20 protein-coding genes are annotated in these 23,666 nt (G+C 65.6%); 7 read left to right on the top strand and 13 right to left on the bottom strand.

The genetic code is table 11. The annotated features are described in order from the left end of the window. The first annotated feature begins 12 nt into the window (after window positions 1–12). Window positions 13–555: an isopentenyl-diphosphate Delta-isomerase gene (gene idi, locus AC5RTB_RS13895; RefSeq protein ID WP_494061648.1), complete on the top strand. Its 543-nt coding sequence runs from the start codon at window positions 13–15 to the stop codon at window positions 553–555. A 7-nt stretch (window positions 556–562) separates the two neighbouring features. Here the strand turns inward: idi and AC5RTB_RS13900 are convergent, their stop codons facing one another. Next, window positions 563–1,321 carry a glycosyltransferase family 2 protein gene (locus AC5RTB_RS13900; protein WP_494061649.1) on the bottom strand — a complete coding sequence of 253 codons (759 nt, stop codon included), beginning with the start codon at window positions 1,319–1,321 and terminating at the stop codon, window positions 563–565. Window positions 1,322–1,363: 42 nt separating this feature from the next. Between AC5RTB_RS13900 and AC5RTB_RS13905 the strand changes: the two genes are divergently transcribed. Then, entirely contained in the window at window positions 1,364–1,939 is a 576-nt protein-coding gene (locus AC5RTB_RS13905; RefSeq protein WP_494061650.1) for a DUF2238 domain-containing protein, read from the top strand. Here the strand turns inward: AC5RTB_RS13905 and AC5RTB_RS13910 are convergent. Continuing rightward, window positions 1,917–3,005, bottom strand: coding sequence for a glycoside hydrolase family 76 protein (locus AC5RTB_RS13910; protein WP_494061651.1), 1,089 nt, complete (start codon window positions 3,003–3,005; stop codon window positions 1,917–1,919). The genes AC5RTB_RS13905 and AC5RTB_RS13910 overlap by 23 nt on opposite strands. 157 nt (window positions 3,006–3,162) lie before the next feature. Here AC5RTB_RS13910 and AC5RTB_RS13915 point away from each other — a divergent pair, with 157 nt between their 5' ends. Both AC5RTB_RS13915 and AC5RTB_RS13920 read left to right on the top strand, forming a co-directional pair. Further along, a complete protein-coding gene (locus tag AC5RTB_RS13915; RefSeq protein ID WP_494061652.1) occupies window positions 3,163–3,939 on the top strand; it encodes a 3-hydroxyacyl-CoA dehydrogenase in 777 nt (258 codons plus the stop codon). A 39-nt stretch (window positions 3,940–3,978) separates the two neighbouring features. Further along, the gene (locus AC5RTB_RS13920; protein ID WP_494061653.1) at window positions 3,979–5,184 is read left to right on the top strand and encodes an acyl-CoA dehydrogenase family protein; all 1,206 of its coding nucleotides are present in this window, start codon (window positions 3,979–3,981) and stop codon (window positions 5,182–5,184) included. Here AC5RTB_RS13920 and AC5RTB_RS13925 read toward each other — a convergent pair. Further along, window positions 5,170–6,312, bottom strand: a complete 1,143-nt coding sequence (locus AC5RTB_RS13925) for a calcium/sodium antiporter (RefSeq protein ID WP_494061654.1) — start codon at window positions 6,310–6,312, stop codon at window positions 5,170–5,172. The two genes, AC5RTB_RS13920 and AC5RTB_RS13925, sit on opposite strands and share 15 nt — an antisense overlap. Window positions 6,313–6,458: 146 nt before the next feature. Between AC5RTB_RS13925 and AC5RTB_RS13930 the strand changes: the two genes are divergently transcribed. Next, entirely contained in the window at window positions 6,459–7,388 is a 930-nt protein-coding gene (locus tag AC5RTB_RS13930; protein WP_494061655.1) for an NADP-dependent oxidoreductase, read from the top strand. Between the two features lie 70 nt (window positions 7,389–7,458). Here the strand turns inward: AC5RTB_RS13930 and AC5RTB_RS13935 are convergent, their stop codons facing one another. From AC5RTB_RS13935 to AC5RTB_RS13980, 10 genes are all read right to left on the bottom strand, one after another. Further along, complete coding sequence (locus AC5RTB_RS13935; RefSeq protein WP_494061656.1) at window positions 7,459–8,841, bottom strand: TspO-related membrane protein; 1,383 nt, start codon at window positions 8,839–8,841, stop codon at window positions 7,459–7,461. Then, the gene (locus AC5RTB_RS13940) at window positions 8,726–9,439 is read right to left on the bottom strand and encodes a DedA family protein (RefSeq protein WP_494061657.1); all 714 of its coding nucleotides are present in this window, start codon (window positions 9,437–9,439) and stop codon (window positions 8,726–8,728) included. The genes AC5RTB_RS13935 and AC5RTB_RS13940 overlap by 116 nt, the downstream gene beginning before the upstream one ends. Window positions 9,440–9,490: 51 nt before the next feature. Next, entirely contained in the window at window positions 9,491–10,399 is a 909-nt protein-coding gene (locus AC5RTB_RS13945; protein WP_494061721.1) for a pseudouridine synthase, read from the bottom strand. Window positions 10,400–10,455: 56 nt separating this feature from the next. Further along, window positions 10,456–12,378: a DUF6541 family protein gene (locus AC5RTB_RS13950; protein WP_494061658.1), complete on the bottom strand. Its 1,923-nt coding sequence runs from the start codon at window positions 12,376–12,378 to the stop codon at window positions 10,456–10,458. Between the two features lie 73 nt (window positions 12,379–12,451). Then, complete coding sequence (locus AC5RTB_RS13955; RefSeq protein ID WP_494061659.1) at window positions 12,452–13,246, bottom strand: Fpg/Nei family DNA glycosylase; 795 nt, start codon at window positions 13,244–13,246, stop codon at window positions 12,452–12,454. After that, window positions 13,239–17,909 (bottom strand): ATP-dependent helicase, encoded by a 4,671-nt coding sequence (locus AC5RTB_RS13960; protein ID WP_494061660.1) that lies wholly within the window; start codon window positions 17,907–17,909, stop codon window positions 13,239–13,241. The genes AC5RTB_RS13955 and AC5RTB_RS13960 overlap by 8 nt, the downstream gene beginning before the upstream one ends. A 69-nt stretch (window positions 17,910–17,978) precedes the next feature. Further along, window positions 17,979–18,671 (bottom strand): DUF4232 domain-containing protein, encoded by a 693-nt coding sequence (locus AC5RTB_RS13965; protein ID WP_494061661.1) that lies wholly within the window; start codon window positions 18,669–18,671, stop codon window positions 17,979–17,981. An 82-nt stretch (window positions 18,672–18,753) separates the two neighbouring features. Then, window positions 18,754–19,482, bottom strand: a complete 729-nt coding sequence (locus tag AC5RTB_RS13970; RefSeq protein ID WP_494061662.1) for a YcnI family copper-binding membrane protein — start codon at window positions 19,480–19,482, stop codon at window positions 18,754–18,756. An 80-nt stretch (window positions 19,483–19,562) separates the two neighbouring features. Further along, window positions 19,563–20,162 (bottom strand): hypothetical protein, encoded by a 600-nt coding sequence (locus AC5RTB_RS13975; protein WP_494061663.1) that lies wholly within the window; start codon window positions 20,160–20,162, stop codon window positions 19,563–19,565. Window positions 20,163–20,266: 104 nt separating this feature from the next. After that, window positions 20,267–20,734 (bottom strand): 23S rRNA (pseudouridine(1915)-N(3))-methyltransferase RlmH, encoded by a 468-nt coding sequence (locus AC5RTB_RS13980; RefSeq protein WP_494061664.1) that lies wholly within the window; start codon window positions 20,732–20,734, stop codon window positions 20,267–20,269. A 211-nt stretch (window positions 20,735–20,945) separates the two neighbouring features. Here AC5RTB_RS13980 and ectB point away from each other — a divergent pair, with 211 nt between their 5' ends. Both ectB and AC5RTB_RS13990 read left to right on the top strand, forming a co-directional pair. Then, a complete protein-coding gene (gene ectB / locus AC5RTB_RS13985) occupies window positions 20,946–22,217 on the top strand; it encodes a diaminobutyrate--2-oxoglutarate transaminase (RefSeq protein ID WP_494061665.1) in 1,272 nt (423 codons plus the stop codon). Next, window positions 22,214–23,635: an aspartate kinase gene (locus tag AC5RTB_RS13990; protein WP_494061666.1), complete on the top strand. Its 1,422-nt coding sequence runs from the start codon at window positions 22,214–22,216 to the stop codon at window positions 23,633–23,635. The genes ectB and AC5RTB_RS13990 overlap by 4 nt, the downstream gene beginning before the upstream one ends. Window positions 23,636–23,666: the final 31 nt, after the last annotated feature.

The raw sequence follows: 23,666 nt of genomic DNA on the forward strand, positions 1-23,666 counted from the left end.
CATTGGAGGGAAATGAACCCGATGGCAGAGCTGGTTGTCCTGGCGGCCGACGACGGAACGCCGCTCGGCACCGAGGACAAAGCGACGGTTCATTCCACCTCGACACCTCTTCACCTGGCCTTTTCGGCGCATGTCTATGACGACCGCGGCCGCATCCTCATCACGCGCCGTGCCCTGTCCAAGCGCACGTGGCCCGGGGTCTGGACCAACTCTTTCTGCGGGCATCCAGGCCCGGGCGAGGCTACGGAGGATGCCGTGGTGCGCCGGGCGGAGCACGAGCTCGGGCTTCGGCTGGAGCTGGTGGAACTGCGGCTGCCGGACTTCCGTTACCGGGCCGTGGACGCTTCCGGTGTGGTGGAGAACGAGATCTGCCCCGTCTACACCGCGAGGGCGGCCTCCCCGGTAGCTCCGCGTGAGGACGAGGTGATGGAATGGCAGTGGGCGGACCCGCTGCAGATCACCACAGCGGTCGCGGCCGCGCCGTGGGCCTTCAGCCCGTGGTTGACCCTGCAGCTGCCCCTGCTCTATCCGGAGCGTTTCCCCTCACCCGCGTAACGGGAGATCAGTACGGCAACGCACGACGACGGCGCTCCCGGCGTGCGCTGATTGCTCGCTTCCAGCGCTTCCACGGCGGCACCTGACGCCAGTGCAGTGCGAGTGTGTGGAACGCCCGTTGAACACGCAGGCGCCCGGCCGCACCCCCGGCCAGGGCGCGGGCCGAGATGCCGACCCGCAGCGAGAGGTCGTAAGCGGTGCGCTGGGTCGGATCGAGCACGAAGCCCAGGTCGACGTCGTCGTGCACGTTCAGGTCGTAGCGGTGGATGCGCTCGCGGACGGTCTGCCAGGCGGAGCGCTGGAAGGCGCAGTTGGAACCGAACGGCGGCCAGTGTGCCATCGCCAGATACATGGAGACGAAGTACGCCTGCATGTAAGCAAGTGCGGCGATCCGGGCACGGATGGGACCGGCATCATAGAAGTCACCGGGCCCGGTCAGGAAGGCGAGATCAGGTTCGCTGGTGAAGCGGTCGCCGATACGCTGGAGCCAGTCGGAGGGCGGGATGGTGTCCGCGTCGCACCGGACGATGATGTCGCCGCGGGCGGCGTCATAGCCCGTCGAAGCGGCAGCGGAAATACCGGGGGCCGTTTCCGTGAGTACCCTTGCTCCCCACCTCGCCGCGACCTCCGAGCTGTTGTCGGTGGAGTTGTTGTCGACCACAATGACCTCCAGCGGAGCCGCGGTCTGCCCGGAGAGGGCTTCGAGGCAGCGTGCCAGGGGGCCGGCATCGTCCTTGCAGGGAATCACCACGGACAGGGACGGCATGCCCCCGATCGTAGCCGGATTCGGCCAGTAGGCTTGGATTCCATGATCGCCGACCTCATCCGCAGGCCCACTACGCCTGCCGAGGTCGCCGCGGACGGTGTACGGGGTATCGCCGTACTCAGCACAATTGCCATGGTGATCTGGTGGGGTCCGGTCGACGTGGCGGTGTTCTTCCTGGCTCTCGGCGGACTCACCCTGTCTCGCTACGCGCGTCCCCACCCCGTATTCGACACCGTGTACGGATGCGCGCTGCTTTTCGCGTGCTGGAGCAGCGTCCTGAACCTGTACGAGGTTGTTCCCTGGTGGGACCTGCTGGTGCACTGCCTCTGCACAGGGCCGGTAGCCGGAATGACATACGTCCTGGCTGCGCATGTGCGCCTGCTGCCGGTAGCAGGGCACACACGACGGGACCGGGTGGGCGTGGTGCTTCAGGTGGTGCTCCTGGGCATGGCGCTCAGCGTCCTCTGGGAGTTCGCCGAGTGGGCCGGTAACGCGTGGGTGGATGATGACATCTACGTCACTTACCCGGACACTCTGGGCGACCTCGCGGTCGCCACCCTGGGCTCACTGGCCGCGGGCATTCTCCTCGCACGGCTCACGCGGCCCCGTGAGCGGTAGCGGTCCTGACCTCACCGCTTACCCGGGATGCAGCCTCAAGGATCATCCATGCCTGGAGCTGGGTGGACAGATCCACCGGTCCCTCGCCGGCCGATTCCCCGGGCGCAGCTGGAAAGACCAGGACAGGACGACGGCGCTCCCCGACCTCACGCTCACTGCGCCCCTCCCACAGGGCGCGCGCCGTCGTCGTAATCAGCGCGCGCGCAGTGGTGCGGGTCGACTCCGGGAGCGCGGGTGTTGCGGCAGCAAGGGCGAGGTAGCGGGCGAGGATCCCGGTGAAGAGTCCGCCGTCGCCGCCGCCGTGCGTGCGCAGCGCACCGGTCGGGTGCACAAGGTGGGTCGCCACGGCGGTGACGAGGTCTTCAGCCCGCGAAAGGCTTTGCGGGTCACCGAGGGTGAGGAGCGCCCCGAGGACCGGGCCCTGGTTGTAGGTGTAGATGTCGGAAACCACGCGCGCGCCGGGTATACGGATGCCGTCGAGCAGGAGGCCGGTGTCCGGGTCCTGCAGGCGGGCGAAAAGCCAGCCGACCAGGCCGGCCGCGTCGTCACGTCGCCCGATGCGGGCGAAGTACAGGGCCGCGGGCCCAGTGGCCGCCGTGTTCTTGAAGCTTCGGGATGTGTTCCAGAACATGCCTCCGCCAAGGTCCGGGGTCTGCCCCGACGCCAGGACCGGCGTCAGCGTGAAGAGTGGCCGGGTCCCCGCGATATCGGCTGAGCGCAGGGCCGCGAGGGCAAGCCAGGCCATGTCGTCGTAGTAGGAGTTGGTCCAGCGGCCACCGTTGCGGAGGCGGATCGTGCGCAGGAGCCGGCGAGCGCGCATCCGGTGCGCCGCGCCTTCGTCGTTGGCGCCTTCCCGCTCCGCGGCGTCGAGCAGACAATCGACGTAGTGCGCCTGCCACCAGTAGTGCCAGGGCCCTCCGGTCCGGCTCGGGAGAGTGACCCGCGCAAGATGAGTTCCGGGAAGACCGAGCAGTCGGTGGCCGAACGCCGTGGGTATAGAAGCGGAAGCGGCGGCGGCAGCGGTACGTGCGTCGGCTGGTTCTCTGGCAGGCTCAGTGGTGGGCATAGAGCCACCCTAAACCGCGGCGCCATCGTCTTGTTTGAGCAATGTGCACAGCGCTGCAAGCAATGGATGCTGCAGTGCGCTGCATCACAGTAGGCTCGCAGGAGAGCGTGTTCGTCGCATTACTTCTCGATCCAACCCTCGACGCAAAGGAGATGTCATGGACTGTGCAGGAACGGTGGCACTGGTGACAGGTGGGGCATCCGGACTCGGCCAGGCAACGGCGCAGCGACTGCACGTGGACGGTGCGGCGGTGGTAATCCTCGACCTGCCGCAGTCGGAAGGGGCCGGCTTCGCGGACTCCCTGGGAGAGAGGGCGCGCTTCGTGCCGGCTGACGTGACCAGCGATGAGCAGGTCCAGGCAGTGGTGGATGCAGCGTCCGAACTTGGTCCGCTGCGGATCGTCGTGAACTGCGCAGGGGTGGCGACGCCCGGCAAGGTGCTGGGCCGCGACGGCGTACTGCCGCTGGAGCAATTCAGCAAGGTCATCAACATCAACCTGATCGGCACGTTCAATGTGCTGCGACTTTCCGCTGCGGCAATGGCGGCCACGGACCCGGTTCAGACCGAGACCGGGACGCCGGAGCGCGGCGTCATCATCAACACGGCATCGGTTGCCGCATTCGACGGGCAGATCGGGCAGCCCGCCTACTCCGCCTCGAAGGGCGCCGTCGCAGCGATGACCCTGCCGATTGCGCGCGAGCTTGCGCGCTCGTTTATCCGGGTCATGACGATCGCCCCCGGAATCTTCGAGACACCCATGATGGCCGGTTTGCCCCAGGAGGCACAGGACTCGCTTGGCAAGCAGGTGCCGCACCCGTCCCGGCTCGGCAAGGCCTCCGAATACGCGTCCCTCGTTGCACACATCGTCGAGAACCAGATGCTCAACGGCGAAACGATCCGCCTCGACGGCGCCATTCGCATGGCTCCCAAATAGATCGTTTTGACTACGGATACCCCCCGAAAGGACAGCTCAATGGAGAGCAGCCTCCCCTCCGCGGACTTCTACGGATTCGAGTCCCTGCTCAGCGACGCCGAACGGGCGAAGCTTCAGGACGTTCGCGACTTCCTCGCCAAGGAGGTGGCTCCGTACGCGACCGACTGGTGGAACCGGGCTGAATTCCCGCTTGAGGTGCTGCCGAAACTCGCCGCCCTCAACCTCAGCACCCCGGTCCAGCAGGGGTACAGTCACCTGTTCAGCGGCATGGTGATCGCTGAGCTCACCCGTGCCGACACGTCGCTGGCGACCTTCTTCATGGTGCACCACGACCTCTTCGTTGAGGCCCTGCACGAGTTCGGAACCGAGGAGCAGAAGGCGCGGCTGCTTCACGACGCCATGGATCTCACAACCACCGGCGCTTTCGCCCTCACCGAGCCCGAGCATGGGTCCGATGTCGCCGGAGGCATGACCACCACGGCAACCCGCGACGGCGACACCTGGCTCCTCAACGGCGCAAAACGCTGGATCGGAAACGGAACGTTCTGTGACTACATGCTGCTGTGGGCGCGTGACACAGCGGATGGCTCGGTGCGCGGCTTCATCCTGGACGCCACGCTTCCCGGTGTGACCCGGACGGCAATCGAGAACAAGATCGCGCTGCGGACCGTGCAGAACGCGGACATCCTGCTGGACAACGTCCGGGTGGCCGAAGCAGACCGATTCGCCGGAATCAACAGTTTCAATGACACCAAGCGCCTCTTGCGGGGCTCCCGCATCCTGGTGGGCTGGCAGGCGGTGGGACAGCAGCTCGCCGCGTTCGATGCCGCGCGGGCGTACGCGGTGGAACGCCACCAGTTCGGCCGCCCGCTCGCGAGTTTCCAACTCATCCAGGAACAGCTGGTCCGCATGCTCGGCAACACCACTGCCAGCCTCGGCATGATGACGCGTGTGGCCCAACTGCAGCAGGACGAAGACCGCGGACTGCACAGCGTGCAGAACGACCTCGAGCACAGCGGAGCCGACATGGCCCAGGCAGCACTCGCCAAGTCCTATACGTCGGCCCGGATGCGGGAAACTGTGGCACTGGGCAGATCGATCTTCGGTGGCAACGGCATCGTGACTGACTACCGGATGGCGAAGATCTTCGCGGATGCCGAGGCCATCTACACCTACGAGGGTTCCTTCGAGATCAACACGCTCATCGTCGGCCGGGCCGTTACGGGAGTGTCAGCGATCCTCTGACGCGCCCGTTGCTGCCTGACGCCCCTTGTGTAATCCGATCTCGTAGGAAGTAAACGCGATCAGGGTTACTGCGATCAGCGGCAGGACGAACCACGCCATGACAGCGGTGAATCCTTCGAGCGCGTCGTGGGCGGTAGCAGCCAGAAGGACATAGCCGGTGTACGCCAGATATAGGGCCACGAACAAGCCGCCCTCCCAACGGGCGACTGCGAACCCGGTGAATGCGATGGGCAGCAGGGCCAGGGCGGCGGCCAGCATCACTGGGATGTCAAACGCCACCGCAGCGTCTGAGACCGGGATGCCGCCGGACGCGATCAGCGCGGGCAGACCGAGCACCACTCCAATGTTGAAGATGTTGCTGCCGACCACGTTGCCCACGGCCAGATCCCGCTCGCCTCGACGCACCGCGATGATCGAGGTCGCCAGTTCGGGCAGCGAGGTCCCAACAGCCACCACAGTCAAACCCACGACGAGGCTGCTCACCCCCAGGGTTGTGGCGATGTTCACCGCACCTTCGACGAGCAACGTGGCTCCGGCAACCAGCAAGGCCACCCCGAGCACCACCAGCAGAACGGATCTTCCGACAGAAGCCGGAGGCGGCTCCTCATCTGTACCGGCGGTCTCAGCGCCGGGCGAGCCCCCGGTCATTCCCGCCGCATGAACAGTCTCCCCGGCGACGCGGCGGCTGATGACCACGGTCAGCACCGTATGTGCCACCACCGCGCAGAACAGAATCAGCCCATCGACTGAACTGATCCGCCCATCAAGGCACACAAGCAGTAGCCCGACCGACAGAATCACCATCAGGGGCAGATCGAAGCGCACCAGTCGCTGGTTGACCGCCAAGGGGATGACAAGGGCGGAGAGCCCGAGTATGAGGAGGATGTTGACAATATTGCTGCCGACTACGTTGCCCACGGCCAATCCGGGCTCCTCGCGCAGAACAGCGCCGATGGTGACCGCGAGTTCCGGGGCCGAGGTGGCGGCCGAAACAACCGTAAGTCCGACCACCAAAGAGGAAATGCCCACTCGTCGGGCCAGGGCTGACGCCCCTCGGACCAGAAATTCCCCGCCCAGTACCAGCAGCACCAGCCCGGCGACGATCCGTCCCGCGTCCAACAGGTCCATGAACACGAGTGTACGGATAACGCTTGAAGGGCCCGTTCGTTCACGAACGGCCACTGTGACCCGTCACACGGCTGCGTGCGGAATGTTGCGGCGGGGTCCTGAGGTTCCACCGAGAGAACCCATAGTGCCGATGAGAGGAAACAGCAGTGAAAGCAGCGTTCTATTCAACGTACGGTGACCCGGGAGTCCTCGAGTATGGCGATCAGCCGGAACCCAAGGTCGGTCCGGACACGGTCCTCATCGAGGTGAAGGCAGCATCGGTCAATCCCGTGGACTGGAAGGTCATGGCGGGATACCTTGACGGCGCGATCACCGCGCACTTCCCGGTCATTCCGGGCTGGGATGTTGCCGGCGTCGTGATCCAGCCGGGGCCCGCGGTGCCCGAATTCTCTGCCGGTGACGAGGTGATGGGGTACGTGCGGATGGACACCGTAGGCCAGGGCACCTTCGCGGAGCGGGTCTCCGCACCGGTGCGTACGCTCTCGCGCAAGCCCTCGAACCTTTCCTGGGCGGAGGCGGCCACGGTCCCGTTGACCGGCCTTACCGCGCTTCAAACCCTGGACGCGCTGGACGTGACCGACGACGACACCGTGCTGATCCACAACGGCGCCGGTGGCGTCGGAACCTTCGGCATCCAGATTGCACGTGCCCGTGGGGCCCGCGTGATCGCTACCGCTTCCGAGGGTAACCATGACTTCCTCCGGGAACTCGGCGCCGAACCCGTCACGTACGGTGACGGCGTCGTCGACCGTGTCCGTGAGATCGCTCCCGACGGTGTCAGCGCCGTCGTCGACTTCGTGGGCGGCGAGGACTGGCAGGCGTCCCTCAAGGTGCTGACGCGGGAGGGGCGCGTGGCCTCGATCGCCGATGCAGCGGTGAAGGAGCACGGCGGGCAGTACATCTTTGTGCGGCCGGTCGCTGAGGATCTCTCCACCCTGGCTGACCTTATCGAAGCAGGCAGGGTGAAGCCCGTGCTCGCCGAAACCTATCCGCTGGAGAAGGCCGCCGACGCGTTCTCAGCGAACATGGACGGCCACACGCGCGGGAAGATCGCGATTACGGTCGGTTCCGACTAACCGTTCGACCCAACCCCATTGACATCGAGCCAGGTCGAGTCAGCAGGGATGGCTGCACGCTCGAAGAGAGCTAGTCGTTCCTGCTGACTCGAGGCTCGGTACCAGGGTCCTCGGGCAGTTCGTCCTCGTCCTCGTAGTATTCGTCGTCGTCCTCATCTGCCAGGTTGATCGGAGGCAGGTTGGCAGTCTGGCGCCGGCGCAAAGCCCGGCGGTACGAGTGATCGACGCGGTGGCGGCGTGAACCGGCAGTAATGAGAACAATGAATACCGCCAGCGCCGTCGCCGCGGCGGTCGGCATCGATGCCGGCTGCCCGAACACCCGCTCGACCATGACCCAGCCCATACCCCACACCAGCGCCAGCGCCACGGCGATGCGCCCGCGGTCCGTCGAGCAGACAACGCTCCCGACAATCACGACGATGCCGAGTCCAACGAGCGCCCAGACGAACGCGTCCTCCGTGAGCCAGGAAAAACCGCTGAGCGAAAGCGCCGCTGCGGTGTGGCTCAACGCCGTGAAGCCGGTCCAGCCAAGGAACAGTCCGAGAGGCACATCGACGAGCGCTCCCTCCAGCCGCGTGGCCGCAGACCACCGGTTCAGCCAGCGCAGGGACACCATAAGCAGGACCAGCAGGACACCGTGCAGCACCACACTGGCCGCGTAAAGGTCCGCCTGAATCACCCAGGCCAGCGTGAGGTTCAACAGCAGCGAGGCCATCACCACCCAACCGAGGCGGCGATGCCTGGGGCTGTGCGCCTGGCTCGGCAGCCACTGATGGACCACGTACCCCACCATGCCGAGTCCGATCAGGACCCAGATGTACAGCGAATAGAGATTGGGAGAGACCAGTGTGAGGTCCGGCGCAAGCAGGTCCGCGGTCCAGATCCCGGGCCCTTCGCCGAGGAGTCCGGCCGCGTAGGCTGTCGCAGCGAGTGCGCCGATGACAGTGAGGGTGACCAGGATCTGCCGAATCAGTTCGGCCTTCCAGGAGCGGACGTTTCTGGCAGCGCCTCGGGATGCGGTCGCTGTCCAGGCGGCCGTTCGTTTTCCTGAATTTATGGCCCAGGTGGAGGCGGCGGCGGACGCTGCCCTCAGCTTTTCCGCACGCGCTGCCCTGAGCCTCTCGACGTGGGCTTTCTCCTCCGCTTTAGCTGAGGCCGACTGAGGATCTCCCTCGGGGCCTGACCCGGAATCTGCAGGTGCGGGAGACGATTGGCCGGGCGCCTCGGTCGGTGCCGACTGGGCCTCGGTCGGTGCGGACTGGGCGGCCGCCGTCGTCCTTCCGGTATCTTCATCGCCGGAAGAAGCTGCCGCCTTGGGCCTCGCGGCCCTCAGCCGTTCAAGGACGCTGCTCGTTTCCGTCGGTAGATTCGGAGGAGGTGCTTCGGTGGTCTTCCGGGGTGGCTCGTGCGGGGGTTGGGGCAGCCGGTGGTTGGACGGAGTCGGCATGCTCATGTGTCTTTCGGACCTCCCGGCGCTGTTTCAGCGCAAAGAACGCTGCAATGATCAGTCCCACCAGAGTACCCACCCCCATTCCCAGGAGTGCACTGGCCCACATGGGGAACCCCGTTGTGACGTCCGAGACGTAGCCGAGGCCCACCAGCCAGCATGCCCACAACACCCCACCCAGTGCCGCAAATGCGAGGAACGGGCGGAGGGGCAGCTCGGCTATTCCGGCGGCGGCGATCCCGGCGGTCCGCCCGCCCGGAAGGAAACGCAGTGCAACCAGACCCGCGTAAGTGGGGGATTTTCCCGCTTTCTCGACGGCATTCCGGATTCCACGGTGGACTTTGCGTCCCCAGCGGAAGCGGTCCAGCCAGTGGGTAAGTTTCTTACGGAAGAGCAGGTACAGCGCGATGTCTCCCAACAGACTGCCGGTTGCGGCGACCAGGAGGGATACGGGAAGCAGCACGGAACCTTCGGACGCCAGCGAGCCGGAGGCGATGACCAGGAACTCGGACGGCATGATGGGCGCGAAAACGTCAGCCACCACAACCAGCAGCGTGAGTGGGTGGATCATCAGGGACCACTCTGAGAGCGTTGACAGGTCCACCTGCACCAATTTACAGCGCAATACCCTTCATGACCTGTCCCGCCTGAGGCATCAGGCGAGCGTGGAGAGTTCCAGGCCGCTTGTGAACGACACCGGCCGGGACGACAGTGGATCCACGAATTCAATGTGCCGGGCAAGGAGCTGCAGGGGCTTTGAGTAGTCGTCCTCTCGCTGGGGCTGCAGGACGGGGTAAAACGGATCGTTCAGGATGCCGAGACCAAGGCCCGCCATGTGCAGCCGCAACTGGTGCGTCTTGCCGGTGTGCGGCTGGAGCCGGTAGCGGCCCACACCGTTCCGTTCTTCGAGAAGCTGCACGCGTGTTTCAGCGTTGTGCTCACCGGGTACCTCCTGCGCCAGAAGATAGTCCCGGGACTTCACGATGCGGCTGTGGACCGTGCGCGGATGCGAGTCGAGCTCCAGCGTCGGATCGATGCGGGCAGCGGCCTCGTACTCCTTGCGGATGCGGCGGTTCTCGAAAAGCAGCTGGTAGGCGCCGCGCGTGGCGGGGTTGGTCGAGAACATCAGGATGCCCGCCGTCATCCGGTCGAGGCGGTGCATGGGAATTAGGTCCGGCAGGTCGAGCTGCACCCGCAGCCGCACGAGCGCCGACTCCGCTACATACATCCCGCCCGGCGTGGTGGGCAGGAAGTGGGGCTTGTCCACCACTAGGAGGTTCTCGTCCTGGTGCAGGATGCTCAGCTCGACGGGAAGACGTTTCTCCACCGGCAGTTCACGGTAGTACCAGATGAAGGTGTGTGCGCTCAGCGGAGTCTGGCGGGTCAGCCGTTCGCCACCGAGGGCAACAACCTCACCGCGGTCGAAGCGCTCGGCGATTCCGTTCGGGTCTACATGGTTCCACCGGTCGAGGATGTACTCCAACGCAGTGCCCCAGGGGCCCTCCGAGGGGAGCCGAAGCCGCGTGGCATTGACGCCGTTGCGGACCGGGAGCGGGGATTGCATCACCTCTCAAGGGTAGCGAACGGACTGCGGCCTGCATTCACAGCCCTCGCTCACACTCAGCACCCGGAGACCCGGTAGAGCGCGGCCGTCCCCTCGCTGTCCACGCGTTCGAACCCGTTCTCCCGGGTCAGGTCCTGCAACCCCGGCGCCACTTCCGTTTCTCCCCGGTGCACCGAGCTGGTCCCGAAGTCAAGCACGTAGCGCACCCCCGTTTCCTCGACGGCAGGGCAGACCTCGGGGTTGGTGGTCAGCTCGTCCAGGGATTCGTAGATGATCTTGCCGGAAGGCAACGCAGGGAGGGTTCCATAAGGCAGCAGCGTAGGAATTCCCGTGTAGGAGTACGAAAGCGATGCGCCGGTCAGCGGTACCCCCACAATGGCTGAACCCTCCTCCACAGTCTCCGGAAGCCGCTCGATCAGTGCGAGTTCATCGGCGGTCAGCAGGTCCGAGTTGTCGGTGAACCGGTATTTCCAGGCAGCTTCTGCCACTCCGCGCTGCACCGCACCCAGCGGCGCCAACGCCACACCCAGAAGAACCAGCACGACGGTGGCCGCCGTCACGTGCCTGCCGCTCCTGTTACGGCCGAAGGAACGCACTTTCGGGTGCCGGGTTATGGCGTCGATGAGTGCCACCGCTCCGATCGACGCGATAATGATCCCGCCCACCGGCAGCATGGCGCTGATTCGGAAGTAGTCGTTGTACCAAACGCCGGCCACGATCCACCGCAGGTCCGGCGCCTCTTTCCAGTTCCCGGTCACAAAGAGCATCGCGGCCAGCGCGTACAGGGCCAGTGTCCAGCGGTGCCGCTTCCGTCGGAGGACGACGACAGCACCGACCAACATCAGGACGGCTGCGAGAAAGGCAGGGGGGCGGTAGAGCGGAGACTGGAGCACTACCTCCAACAGGGCATAGCCCGCGTTGCCGAGCTCATCCCAGTTATCGGAGCTGCTGCGGGCGGGCCGAAGCAGCATCCACGCGGACGCGAGGACCAGCAGGTAAACGCCCATGGGAACAAGCGTGCGCCACGCTGATCCGCCGCCCCTGCGCAGGTTGCCGTACGCGGCTGCCAGAACGATCGGCAGGCTGAGACCTATTGCGCCGACCAGCGATGACGGGTGCGCCAGCGCCAACCCGGGGAGCACGCCGAGCAGCAGCAGGAGGTTCGCGGCCGCCGTCGTACGCAGGGGTGCACCGACGCGCATCAGTTGCACCACCAGCCCGAGCACCGCGGGGAGCATGGCGATGGAGAGCATGAACGGGTACACCACTCCGAACTCGTACAGGAGGTACGGGAAGCTGCTGTAGGCGCCGGACAGCACGGCGGCGCTGAACAGGGCCCTGCGGCGCTCGCCGGTCACCCGGGTGACGAGGAAGAGGCAGCCGACGCACCAGATCGCCAGCACGATGGCGAGGTTCACCACGTTGATGGCCGCCGGTATGGACAACCCGGAGGACATCATGACTACGGTAACGAGCGCATGCCAGCCAGCCGGGTAGAAGACAGGGGTGCGCGTTCCCAGGTACCCAAGGTCCGGGGAGGACGCGTTGCCGGTCTCGGCGATGTAGCGGATGGCGTTGAGGTGGAAGATGTTGTCGTGTGACTGCGCGATGTTCTCCGGGTCGCCGAAGATCCACAGCGTGATCAGGCCGATGGGGACCGCGGCAACGGCCCAGGCGATCAGGACCGGCCGCAACGGCCCGCCGGGATCGGTGGCTATGGCGTCACCCAGCCGTCGACGGATCAGCCAGAGCACGATTCCCACGGCGGCGGTGGCCCCGGTCAGTGGAACAAGCGACCAGCGGACTCCCGCCAACGCTGCCGCTTCGGATGCAACGACGACGGCGGTGACGCTCAGCGGACCAGCCAGGGCCAGCAGGGTGAGGCGCCGCAGCCCGAAAAGCGCACCCCAGAGCAGGCCGGGGCCGACCAGCACCAACAGCGCGATGAGAAAGCCCGGGAGCGTGCTGAGCCAGCTCATGGTCTCCCTCGGTCGGTAATTCGGATGGTCGGGGCGGTACGGACGGTTGGCCGGGTGCGGGCGCGCCTCGGGGTCACCCGCGAACCCGCGCCGGCTGGCAGTGCGGGCAGTGGTAAAGCACCCGCTGCTCAAGTTCGTTGTCGCCGAGCTCGCTGCGGACCACCCGCGTTCCACACCGAAGACAACCCCGGTCGGTTCTTCCGTACACCCATAGCGGGTCACGCAGCATCGAGCCGGTAGTGACCCGGTTGGACCGCTCCTTGTTCACGTCAAGCAGCCGGTGTGCGAGTTCCACCATGCGGGGGAGGTTCTTCACCTCGCCCACCGGGGTGAGCGGGTGCTCACCGGCCAGGAAACACAGTTCGCACCGGTAAACATTACCAATGCCCGCGAGGTTCCGCTGATCAAGCAGTGCCAGGCCGATCGGACGGTCCGGGTCAGCGCGCAATCGACGCAGCGCTTCTTCCGCATCCCAGTCCGGTCCGAGCAGATCGGGGCCCAGGTACCCGACGGCGTCGTCCTCCTGGTCCTGGGGGATCACACGGAGGAAACCGAGCTCAAAACCCACAACCGTGGACGTTGCGGTTTCCAGGATGCAGCGGGCCTTGAAGGCCGGGCGCCGCCACTTTCCACCCTTCGGGTAGACGTGCCAGAGGCCCTCCATTTTCAGGTGCGAGTGGATGCTCCACTCTTCCTCCACATGGATGAGGAGGTGCTTTCCGCGCGCAATAACGCCGCGCACCGTACGCCCGGTGAAGTCCACGGTGGCAAAGCGCGGTACCCGGATGTCGCAGCGGGTGAGCTCCCTGCCGTGCAGTGCCCGGTCCAGATCCCGCGCGGCCCGCCAGACGGTATCTCCCTCAGGCACGGATTCTCAATCCACGCGGTGTGCTGTAGAAACCGGCGTCGGCGAGTGCCCGGCCGGCTGCGGAATCGAGCGCCGATTCACCGTTGATCTTCTCGACGGCCATCTTGTCCGCTGCCCCCTGGCGGATCACGGCCACCAGCGCTGCTGCCGCAGCCGTCAGCGAGTCGGAGTCCTCGGTGTAGGTCAGCATCGTTTTTCCGCCGCGTTCAACGTACAGCGCGAGCTGCCCGTCGACGAGCACCACCAGGGCGCCTGCTTTTCGCCCGGGCCGGTGCCCGCCGTTGTGCTGGGGCCAGCCCAGCGCCGCGCCGAATGGATTCGCCGGGTCCGTGGCGGCGAGCGCGACGGCGGTGGGCTTCCTGACGACGGCGGCGTCCGGACGCGCGTCGGCGCTGAACGAGCGGAGACGGTCAACGGTGGCCGGCACCGCGAACTGCGCGGCGCCGAGGTGCTCGATGAAGTACCCGCGGCGGCAGCGCCCCATTTCCTCCAGCCGGGACAGCATCTTGTACATGAGCCCGAACCCGCCGGGGATGCCCTCGCTGGCAACGGAGCCGCGGGTGAGGACGCCGTAACGGTCCATGAGCAGCTCCGCGGTGGCATGGGCCTGGATGGTGGTGTCAGTCTCGACGGCGGGCAGCAGTGACCACCGGCCGGCCACTTGGGGCGGCGTGCTGCGCTGGTAGCCGGGGCCGCCGTCGTTCCCGGCCGACATTCCGGACGCACGCAGGCTGCTGCCGGTTAGTGCAGGCGCCCTGCCAAGCCTTCCCATCCGCGCCGTCCGCGCCCGCGGTGTGGGGGTGCGCTGCTTGTGGGCCGTTTTTCCTCCGGCGAGCAGGGACCGCACGGGGGTGAACGTATCGTTGCCGATACGGCCGGCCCAGACCAGATCCCACAGTGCCGCAGTCACGGCTGAGTCGCCGGGTTGATCGCCGTTGGCAAGGCCCTGAACGAGCTGGCGGAAGAAGTACGCGCCGCCGCCGGCGAGCAATTCCAAAAGTTCCTGCTGCAGGGCTGTGGGCTCGAATTCGGGATCTGGCCGCAGGGTCAGTGGTGCGTTCTCGGCGAGGTGGAGCGAGATCCAGCCGTCGTTGCCCGGCAGCGATCCCGCGCCGGACCACACAACTTCGCCGGTCGCGGCAAGCTCATCGAGCATCGCGGGACTGTAGTTTGAGACCCGCGAACGCAGGATCAGCGGTTCCCAGGCCGACGCCGGAATAGGCAGCCCGGACAGCTGGTCGATGACCGTGGCCACGCCGTCGAGCCCGCGAAGCCCGGAGCCGACGTGCTGCCATGCGGGCAGGAACCGCCCGTACGCTGCCGGGTCCACCGGCTCCACCTCGTGCCGCAGCGCAGCGAGTGAACGACGCCGGAGCCGCCGGAGAACCTCGGAGTCGCACCATTCGCTGGACGCCGCCTCATGCCCGGGAGAGGCCGCGGTGGGCCGGAACTCGCCTTCCACCACGCGCCCGTCCGCTGACAACCGCTGCAGGGCGGTAACGACGACGGCGACGCCCAGTCCCAGCCGGGCGGCGGCTTCGGCTGCGGTGAAGGGGCCATGGGTGCGGGCGTAGCGGCCGACGAGATCACCTAGCGGGTCCGGGACCGGCTCGATGAAGGCCAGGGGAACGCCCATGGGCAGCGGCACTCCGAGTGCATCGCGCAACCGGGCGGCATCTTCCACCGCGGCGATGCGTTCGGCACCGGCGACGTTGACCCGCAGCGCGCGGTTGGCTTTGACGAGCGCGTCAATGTGGGTGGCGGCTTCTTCGGGCTCTTCGGATCGGTCGGCGATTTCCGCGGGCGTGAGCGGTCCGAGGAGACGCAGCAGATCGGCTACGCCTTCGAGCCCCCGCGCCTTCCTGTCGGGAGCGAGGCGCTGCAGTTCCTGCTCGGTGTCGGTGATGACGCCGGCGTCGAGCAGTTCACGCAGTTCCGCGCGCCCGAGCAGCTCGTTCAGGAGCGTGGGATCGAGGGAGAGCGCGGCGGCACGGCGCTCCGCCAGCGGGGAATCCCCTTCGTAGAGGAACGACGCGACGTAGCCGAACAGCATGGTGCGGGCGAATGGCGATGGTTGCGAGGTGGTGGTTTCGACGATCCGCAGTTCGCGGCGGTCGATCTGCCCCGCAATGTCCTTCAGCGCAGGAAGATCGTAAACGTCCTGCAGGCACTCACGGACCGTCTCAAGGATGATCGGGAAGGTCGGGAACTTGCGCGCCACATCCAACAGCTGGGCGGAGCGTTGCCGCTGCTGCCAGAGCGGGCTGCGCCTGGACGGATTCTGCCGCGGCAGCAGCAGCGCGCGTGCCGCGCACTCGCGGAAGCGGGAGGCGAAGAGCGCGGAGCCGCCCACCTGTGCGGTGACGATGCCGTCCAGCTCGTCCGCATCGAAGAGGAAGAGGTCCGCTCCGGGCGGTTCGTCTTCCATGAGGGGCACCCGCAGCACGATGCCGTCGTCGGAGGCCATGGCGGAGCCGTCCATGCCGTACCGCTGCTCGAGCCGGGCGCCGACCGCGAGCGCCCACGGTGCGTGCACCGGCATGCCGAACGGGCTGTGGAGGACAACCCGCCAGTCGCCGAGCTCGTCGTGGAAGCGTTCGACCACCAGCGTGCGGTCACTCGGCACCACTTCCGTGGACTGCTGTTGCTCGCGGAGGTAGGCCAGGAGGTTGCCGGCCGCCCATTCGTCCAGGCCGCTCGCGCGGCACCGGGAAACGGCGTCGTCATCCGACGCGCTGGAAAGCTCCCGGACGAACTTTCCCAGTGCCCGACCGAGATCCACCGGTCGCCCAAGCGAATCGCCTTTCCAGAACGGAAGCTTGCCGGGCTGCCCGAATGCGGGGGAGACGAGCACGCGGTCGTGGGTGATGTCCTCGATACGCCAGCTGGTAGCCCCTAGGGCAAAGACATCACCCACCCGGGACTCGTAGACCATTTCCTCGTCGAGCTCACCGACCCGCCGGCCGCCGCGGTTCGAACCGGCATCTTCCGACCCGACGAGGTAGACACCGAACAATCCGCGGTCGGGGATGGTGCCGCCGGACGTGACAGCCAGTCGTTGAGCGCCCGGCCGTCCCGTGATGGTCCCTTCGACGCGGTCCCAGATGATGCGGGGCCTCAGTTCCGCGAACTCGTCCGATGGGTACCGACCGGCGAGGAGGTCAAGGGTGGCTTCGAAAGCGGACCGGGGGAGGGTCGCGAAGGGAGCTGACTTGCGGACGATGTCGAACCATTCCTCGACGTCGATAGTGCCCAGGGCAGCGGCTGCAACGGTCTGCTGGGCCAGGATGTCCAGCGGGTTGGTGGGAATGTAAAGGGGCTCGATCCGCCCCGCCAGCATCCGCTCGACGGTGACCGCGGTGTTCACGAGGTCTCCGCGGTGCTTCGGGAAGAGAACACCCTCGGAAATCTCACCCACCTGGTGCCCCGCACGGCCCACTCGCTGAAGCCCGCTGGCCACCGAGTGCGGTGACTCGACCTGGATCACGAGGTCCACGGCGCCCATGTCGATGCCCAGTTCCAACGACGACGTCGCCACCACGCAGCGAAGACGGCCTGACTTCAGGTCATCTTCAATGAGGGCCCGCTGGTCCTTTGACACGGAGCCGTGGTGGGCCCTTGCAAGCAGCGGCTCAGCTCCCTCGGTTTGTCCGGCCTGGGCCATCAGTTCGGCCGGGGTTCGCTTCGGTTCCGCCTGCTCGGCCGGAGCCGCCTCACCCGGTGAATCCCAGAACGCTGCCGCTTCGAGGCGCTCGGCGTGGATCTCATTCAGGCGGGCGGTCAGACGTTCAGCCAGCCGTCGGGAGTTGGCGAAGACGATCGTGGACCGCTTGGTTTCGATCAGGTCGACGATCTTTTCCTCCACATGAGGCCAGATACTCGGCGAGGGAGTGGGGCCGCCGTCGTTGTCATTGCTGGGGGCGCCGCCAAGCTCCGTCATGTCCTCCACAGGGACGGTGACCGTAAGGTCCCACGACTTCTTCGAGGGCGGGGACACGATTTCCACGGGTGCATCGCCGGCAAGGAAACGGGCGACCGTCTCCTTCGGTTCAACCGTCGCCGACAGGCCGATGCGCTGCACTGGCCTGTCCAGCATTGCATCGAGCCGTGCGAGGGAAACGGCGAGGTGAGCGCCGCGCTTTGTGCCGGCGACGGCGTGGACCTCATCGACGATGACCGTGTCCAGGTCCATCAGGGTTTCCCTCGCGCGGGACGTGAGCATGAGGAAGAGCGATTCCGGTGTGGTGATCAGGATGTCCGGCGGACGCGTCAGCAGAGCGCGCCGCTCGGCCTGCGCGGTGTCCCCGGAGCGCACGCCCACCGTGACGGACGGAGCCGGCAGTTCGAGCCTCTTCGCGGTCTGCGTGATGCCGATGAGGGGAGCGCGCAGGTTCCGCTCCACATCGACGCCGAGCGCCTTCAGCGGCGAGATGTATAGGACACGGGTTGACCGTTTGCCCTCGACCGGCCGTGCAATGAAGCTGTCCAGCGCCCACAGGAACGCGGCAAGGGTTTTGCCTGAGCCCGTTGGTGCGACGACGAGAGCATGGGAGCCGGCGGACACGGCGTTCCATGCACCCTCCTGGGCGGGGGTGGGTGCGGAGAAAGCGCCCTCGAACCACTGGCGCGTGGCGGGCGTGAATTTCTCAAGCACCGATGTCATCGATTCATCATCTCCTACCCCTCCGACATTTTGTCAGGTGGGGGAGGAGCGCGGCGGTGCGCTGCGCCGCTAGGGTGCCAGCGGCTTGGTGGGGGCCACCGTCATCAGCACGATGTCCTCGGACGCGCACGCGGTGCCTACCTGGTCGACGATCAGCGCAGCGGTTTCGTTCGGCGGGTACACGAGCAGCCCCACGGTCTCCGTCAGCCGGCACTCCGCTCCGTAATTCTCGGCGTTGGTCTGCTTCACGGGTGCTATAGCGGACTCGCCCGGAGCCAGAATCACCTCGGCGGACTCACCCGGATCCCGGTCTGCAGGAGCGCCCACCTGGTTGCCTGCCGCATCGACGTAGGAAACCCCGGGGTAACCGGTGATCTCGCACTCCTCCTCAGCCAGATTGGTGAAGATGATCTGCCGGTAGACACTTCCCGCTGCTCCGCCGCCCATTTCCGTTTCGAGGACAGCGCTCAGCATGTCGGCGGTACACACGCCCTCCGCGGGCGTCGCCGTCGGGCTGGCTGTCGTGCCGGCCGTCACTGACGCGGTCGGCTCACTGCTTTCGGTGGGCTCCGCCGATGCTGATTCCGATCCAGTGGGTTCAGTCGTCGGATCGGCTTCCGCGGTCGTCGGCTCGACACTGGCCGACGATGTCGCCGGCGTCCCTTTCCCGGCCGGATCGCTGGGCGCACACCCGGTGAGGGTGAGCGTTCCAAGGGCGACCGAGGCAGCTAGCAGGCGGGCAGCGTATGCGCGGGGAGTCATAGGACCACCTTCATGGGGAAGGTTCCCTGCGTCAAACAGCCTCGACGGTGCGTGGCTGATTGACGCAGGGATCGTTATTTCCCTATGCCCTGGCCTTGCGTGTGCGCAGGAGGGCCGCGACGCCGGCGATCAGGCCAAGAAGCCCCGCCCCCAGTCCAACGTAGCCCGCGGTCGCTGCGCCCGATGTGTCATTGCTGGCGGACGCACTCTCCAGACCGGTGGGTTCAGCGGCGGTTTCGGGTTCGGCTGCCGCTTCCTCTGCTTGACCGTGCTCCTCAGCGCCCGTCAGCGTGATGGTCGGTGCCGGAGCATCGAGGGTGTGCGGGTCCTCACCCTCGGCGGGGATCTGCGCCCAATCGGTTTCACCCTTCTCACAGGTCTGCAGGACAGGGAACGCGATCGTTTCACCCTCGCTGGCCGGGAGCTGAACGGAGATGTCGAACTGCTGCAGGTAGCCGTCCTCCACAGGAGTCTCAGCCGTGTATATGATCTGTCCGATGCGTTCGGTGACGCTGCTCCCGTTGTCCAGGGTCAGCGGCTCATCGAGCGTTTCGGTGACCTTTTCCACCGTCCAGCCGGGCACGATCTCCGGCTTTGCGTCCACCAGCGGTTCCGGCAGTGAAATGGTGAGCTTGTTGGTCGACGAGCCGTCGCAGCCGTGGGAGAACCCAACGGTCAGCAGGGCGTATGCCCCGGCCGCCGTTGTGTCGGGAGTGATCGTGACGTGCGCAGCGGCGCCCGCGAGGCCAAGGCTCACCATGCCGGTCGTTGCGGCAGCGGCGGTCAGGGTACGGCGAACTGAAGTCTTCATGGTGTTACCTCTCAACGGTGCTGCCCCAGGGACAGCTGAAGTGGAAATCGACGCAACTGGAAGCAGCAGCGCCTATGTGATTAGTGAGAGGTAGGCAGGGGTGGGCCGCGCAGCGGCCTGATGTTCAGCAGCGGATCGAGGTAGTTGCGGACCGGACTCTCGGGAAGAAGCGGCAGGTCTGCCAACGGCGGGTGGATGACAGGCTGCGGCAGCGCGACGAGAGGCCGCAGCCACTGCGCAGCCAGTTCCAGCGCCGCTTCCCCGTGATACAGCATCAGTGCGGTGACGACGACGGCGGCAGCATGGGTACCGAGCATCAGCGGACTATCAAACATCGAAAAGGCGTGCGCGTGCTCAAGTCTGCCCGTCGGCGCGCAGTGCACCTGCTGCGGACCGAAGTGGCCGCGCGGGGCAGGGACGCATGCCGCCGTCATCGTAAGCGTCATGAATGCTTCATGCAGGAGCACCTGACCGGCGCACAGGATGCCGAGGACGGAGGGGAGCGGGAGTTTTCTCCGCGACAGGAGGGTGACACCAAGCAGCGTGGTGACGGCCAACGTGCCGAGGATCAGGGGGTTGGGAAGCGACGCTCCACCGGCGAGGTGCGCGCCTGCGGCAAGAAAGAAGACGACGACGGCGGTCGCTGCGGCGCGCACCATGCGCACGTGGGTGCCGGCCATCAGTCTCCCCCTCTCAGGACTTCCACTTCTTTCTACATCACGTAGAAGTGGTGTTGCAGTCCTACTGTATTCGTTGCCGCCGACGGTTTGGCTCGGTCGTCTGCCTACTCGTGATGGTAAGGGCGGCGCCCCGCGATTTCCTGGGACCGGTAGAGCTGTTCAGTCAGGATGAGCCGGACCAACTGGTGCGGGAAGACAAGCGGCGAGAGCGACCACACGAAGTCTGCTCGCTGATGCACTTCAGTATTCACCCCGTAGGCACCTCCGATGATCAGGGTGATGTTGCGCGAGCTGTCGAGAGGTTGCTGAAGCCTGGCCGAGAGTGTGGGGGAGTCCACGGCCTTGCCGCGTTCATCGAGGAGGATGACATAGTCAGTGGCGCTCTTCCCCCCGAGCCGTTCGAGGAGGCGTGCCGACTCTTCGTCCCGCGCGCCGTCGCCCTCGCGGGCGGAATGCGGGATGAGCTGCCAGGTGAGCTCGAAGGGCTTTTTGAGCCGCTTCTCGTAACGGGCGATGCCCTCCGCCACCCAGGACTCGTGTTTCCGGCCGACAGCCAGCGCGCGTAATGCCATAGGACAACGCTAGCGCCGGCGCATGTGTGCGCGAGTCGAGGATTTTCACAAGGTGCGGAGTTCAGAATCGAAGCATCACTCAGTACAGGTGCAAAGGTGCACCCGCGAACAGCAGGTCAATCTCCTGTTGCCGTATTCAGGCTCGCCGGAGCCTTCTATATCGATCATCAACCGCCACTCGGGGTTGTTAGACGAACCAAGGGGACCCGTGATGGATATTTTCGAAAACCTTGAATCAAACGTTCGATCCTACTGTCGGAATTGGGACACGGTCTTCTCCCATGGGGAGGGAAGCCATGTACGCACCGAGGACGGGAGAGAATATGTGGATTTCTTCTCCGGGGCTGGAGCCTTGAACTACGGCCACAACAATCCCGCTCTGCTCGCCCCGCTCATTCAGTACCTGCAGTCCGGCGCCATTGTGCACGCACTCGATATGAAGACTCCTGCCAAACGGAGATTCCTGGAAGTCTTCCGAGATCTCATCCTCGCTCCGCGCGGGCTGGAGTACAAGGTGATGTTCACCGGCCCGACGGGTACCAACGCCGTGGAAGCCGCCCTGAAACTTGCGCGTAAAAACACAGGCAGGCACCATGTCCTCAGCTTCACCAACGCATTTCATGGGATGACGCTCGGCTCCCTGTCAGTCACCGGTAACTCCATGAAGCGTGGGGGAGCCGGAATCCCGCTGAACAACACCTCCAGCATGCCGTACGACGGGTATCTTCCTGAACAGGCGGATAACCTCATTTGGTTGCGCCGGGTTCTTGAGGACAGCGGGTCGGGCGTGGACAAGCCGGCGGCCGTCATCGTCGAGACTGTTCAGGGCGAAGGCGGGCTAAGAGCAGCACGAGCACCGTGGCTCAAGGGCCTGTCAGAACTTTGCCACGCGCATGGAGTCCTGTTGATCGTCGACGACGTGCAGGCAGGATGCGGACGAACCGGATCCTTCTTCAGTTTCGAGCCGGCCGGCATCACCCCCGACATCGTCTGCCTGTCGAAATCCATCTCCGGTTTCGGACTCCCCATGGCGCTGACACTGTTCAGGCCGGAGCTGGACATCTGGCAACCAGGCGAGCACAACGGAACCTTCCGCGGCCACAACCCGGCCTTTGTCACCGGAGCTGCGGCGCTCGAGGAATATTGGGCCGACGGAAGACTTCAGGAGCACATAGCCGCCCGCGCAGGAGAACTGCATGAACGACTCGGAGGCATTGCGGCCCGCACAGAGGGGGCGAAGGTTCGCGGACGCGGAATGGTCGCCGGTATCTTCTACCCAGATCCGGAAACGGCACGGAAGGTTGCCTCCGAAGCCTTCAACGCCGGTCTGCTCGTGGAAACCTCCGGTCCGCAGGGCGAAGTGGTCAAGGCAATGCCCCCATTGACCATTACCGCAGAGGACCTCTCCCGCGGGCTCGACATCCTTGCGCAAGCGGCCATGTCGGTAACCGGCGACTCGATTGCAAAAGCTGATCTCCGATGACTTCGGACGTCGATTCGCCGGACGCGATAAGCCCGCCGGATGATGCCGGGGACCCCCTCTACCCCCCGTACGTCGGCCCCTCAAGCTATTTGCCGCCCCGCGGCAGCCTGATTGTGCAGAAGTTCGGTGGTTCGTCAGTCAAGGATGCCGCCTGCATCCTCAACGCCGCTCAGCGGCTTGCGGGCGCACACCTGGCCGGATACAAGGTGGTGGGCGTCGTTTCCGCGATGGGCGACACCACGGATGAGTTGCTGGAACTGGCTCACTCTGTGTCCGAACATCCACAGCAGCGTCATCTGGATGCGCTGCTGACTACGGGTGAACTTGTCCCGATGACGCTGCTGGCCATTGCTCTTGCTGATCTGGGGATTAAGGCCCGCACCTTCACGGGGGATCAAGCCGGCCTGATCACGGACCATGTCTACGGACATGCACACATCATTGACGTCAAACCACACCGTGTCCGAGCCTGCGTTGAACAGGGAGGGATTGCCATCGTCGCGGGCTTCCAGGGGCGCATCCGGAAGAAGAAGAGGAAGCTCACCACCCTTGGAAGGGGAGGGTCGGACCTGACTGCTGTTGCACTCGCCGCGGCACTGGAAGCAAGCCTTTGTGAAATCTACACCGACGTCGACGGAGTCCACACGGCTGATCCGCGGATTGTGCCGACTGCCCGCAAGATCGACGTTCTCTCCAGCGAGGAGATGCTCGAATTCGCCGCTTCGGGTGCCAAGATCCTGCATTTGAGGTGTGTTGAGTACGCTCGCCGGTTCGACGTTCCCATTCACGTGCGGTCATCGTTCACTCAGGCGGCCGGAACCCTCGTCCTACCCTGCCTCGAAGGACGCCGTGATACCTCCGCGAGGGAACGGCCCGTCATTTCGACCGTAACGAGCAACAATTCGGCTGCCACCGTAACGCTCACGGACGTGCCGGCGAAGCCGGAAATTACTGCCCGAATATTTGAGGATCTTGCGAAATCCGGGCTGGCTGTCAATACGATTAGTCAATCCCTCCATACGGAGAATCACTCGAGCTCGGACGTGGTATTCATGATTCCTGGCACTGACGTGGCCACAGCGCTCATGACGCTCACCGAGATGAAGGCGACCATCGGTTTCCGACGCGTCCTGATTCAGGATCATATGGGTGAGATCACCGTTTCCGGGCTCGGGCTGCGTTCCTCCTCGGAGGTGCTTTATGCGTTTGTGAGAGCTCTCTCAGATGCCGACATCCCGGTCCAGCTAATGGAGACTTCGGAGCTGTCGCTCTCAGCAATTATCCCCGCCGATCGGCTCCCAGAAGCGGTGACGAAGGTTGAAGCCGCATTCGGGCTCGGGAAGGCTCACGCCCAATTCTCTGCGGCACACCCGCAGAGCGCTCTGACGAGTAGGGCACCTGGGCTCAGTTACACCTGACTACGCGTTTCGGGCCACTCACGCTTAAACG

The sequence above is a fragment of the Arthrobacter sp. M71 S08 genome (assembly GCF_059089725.1).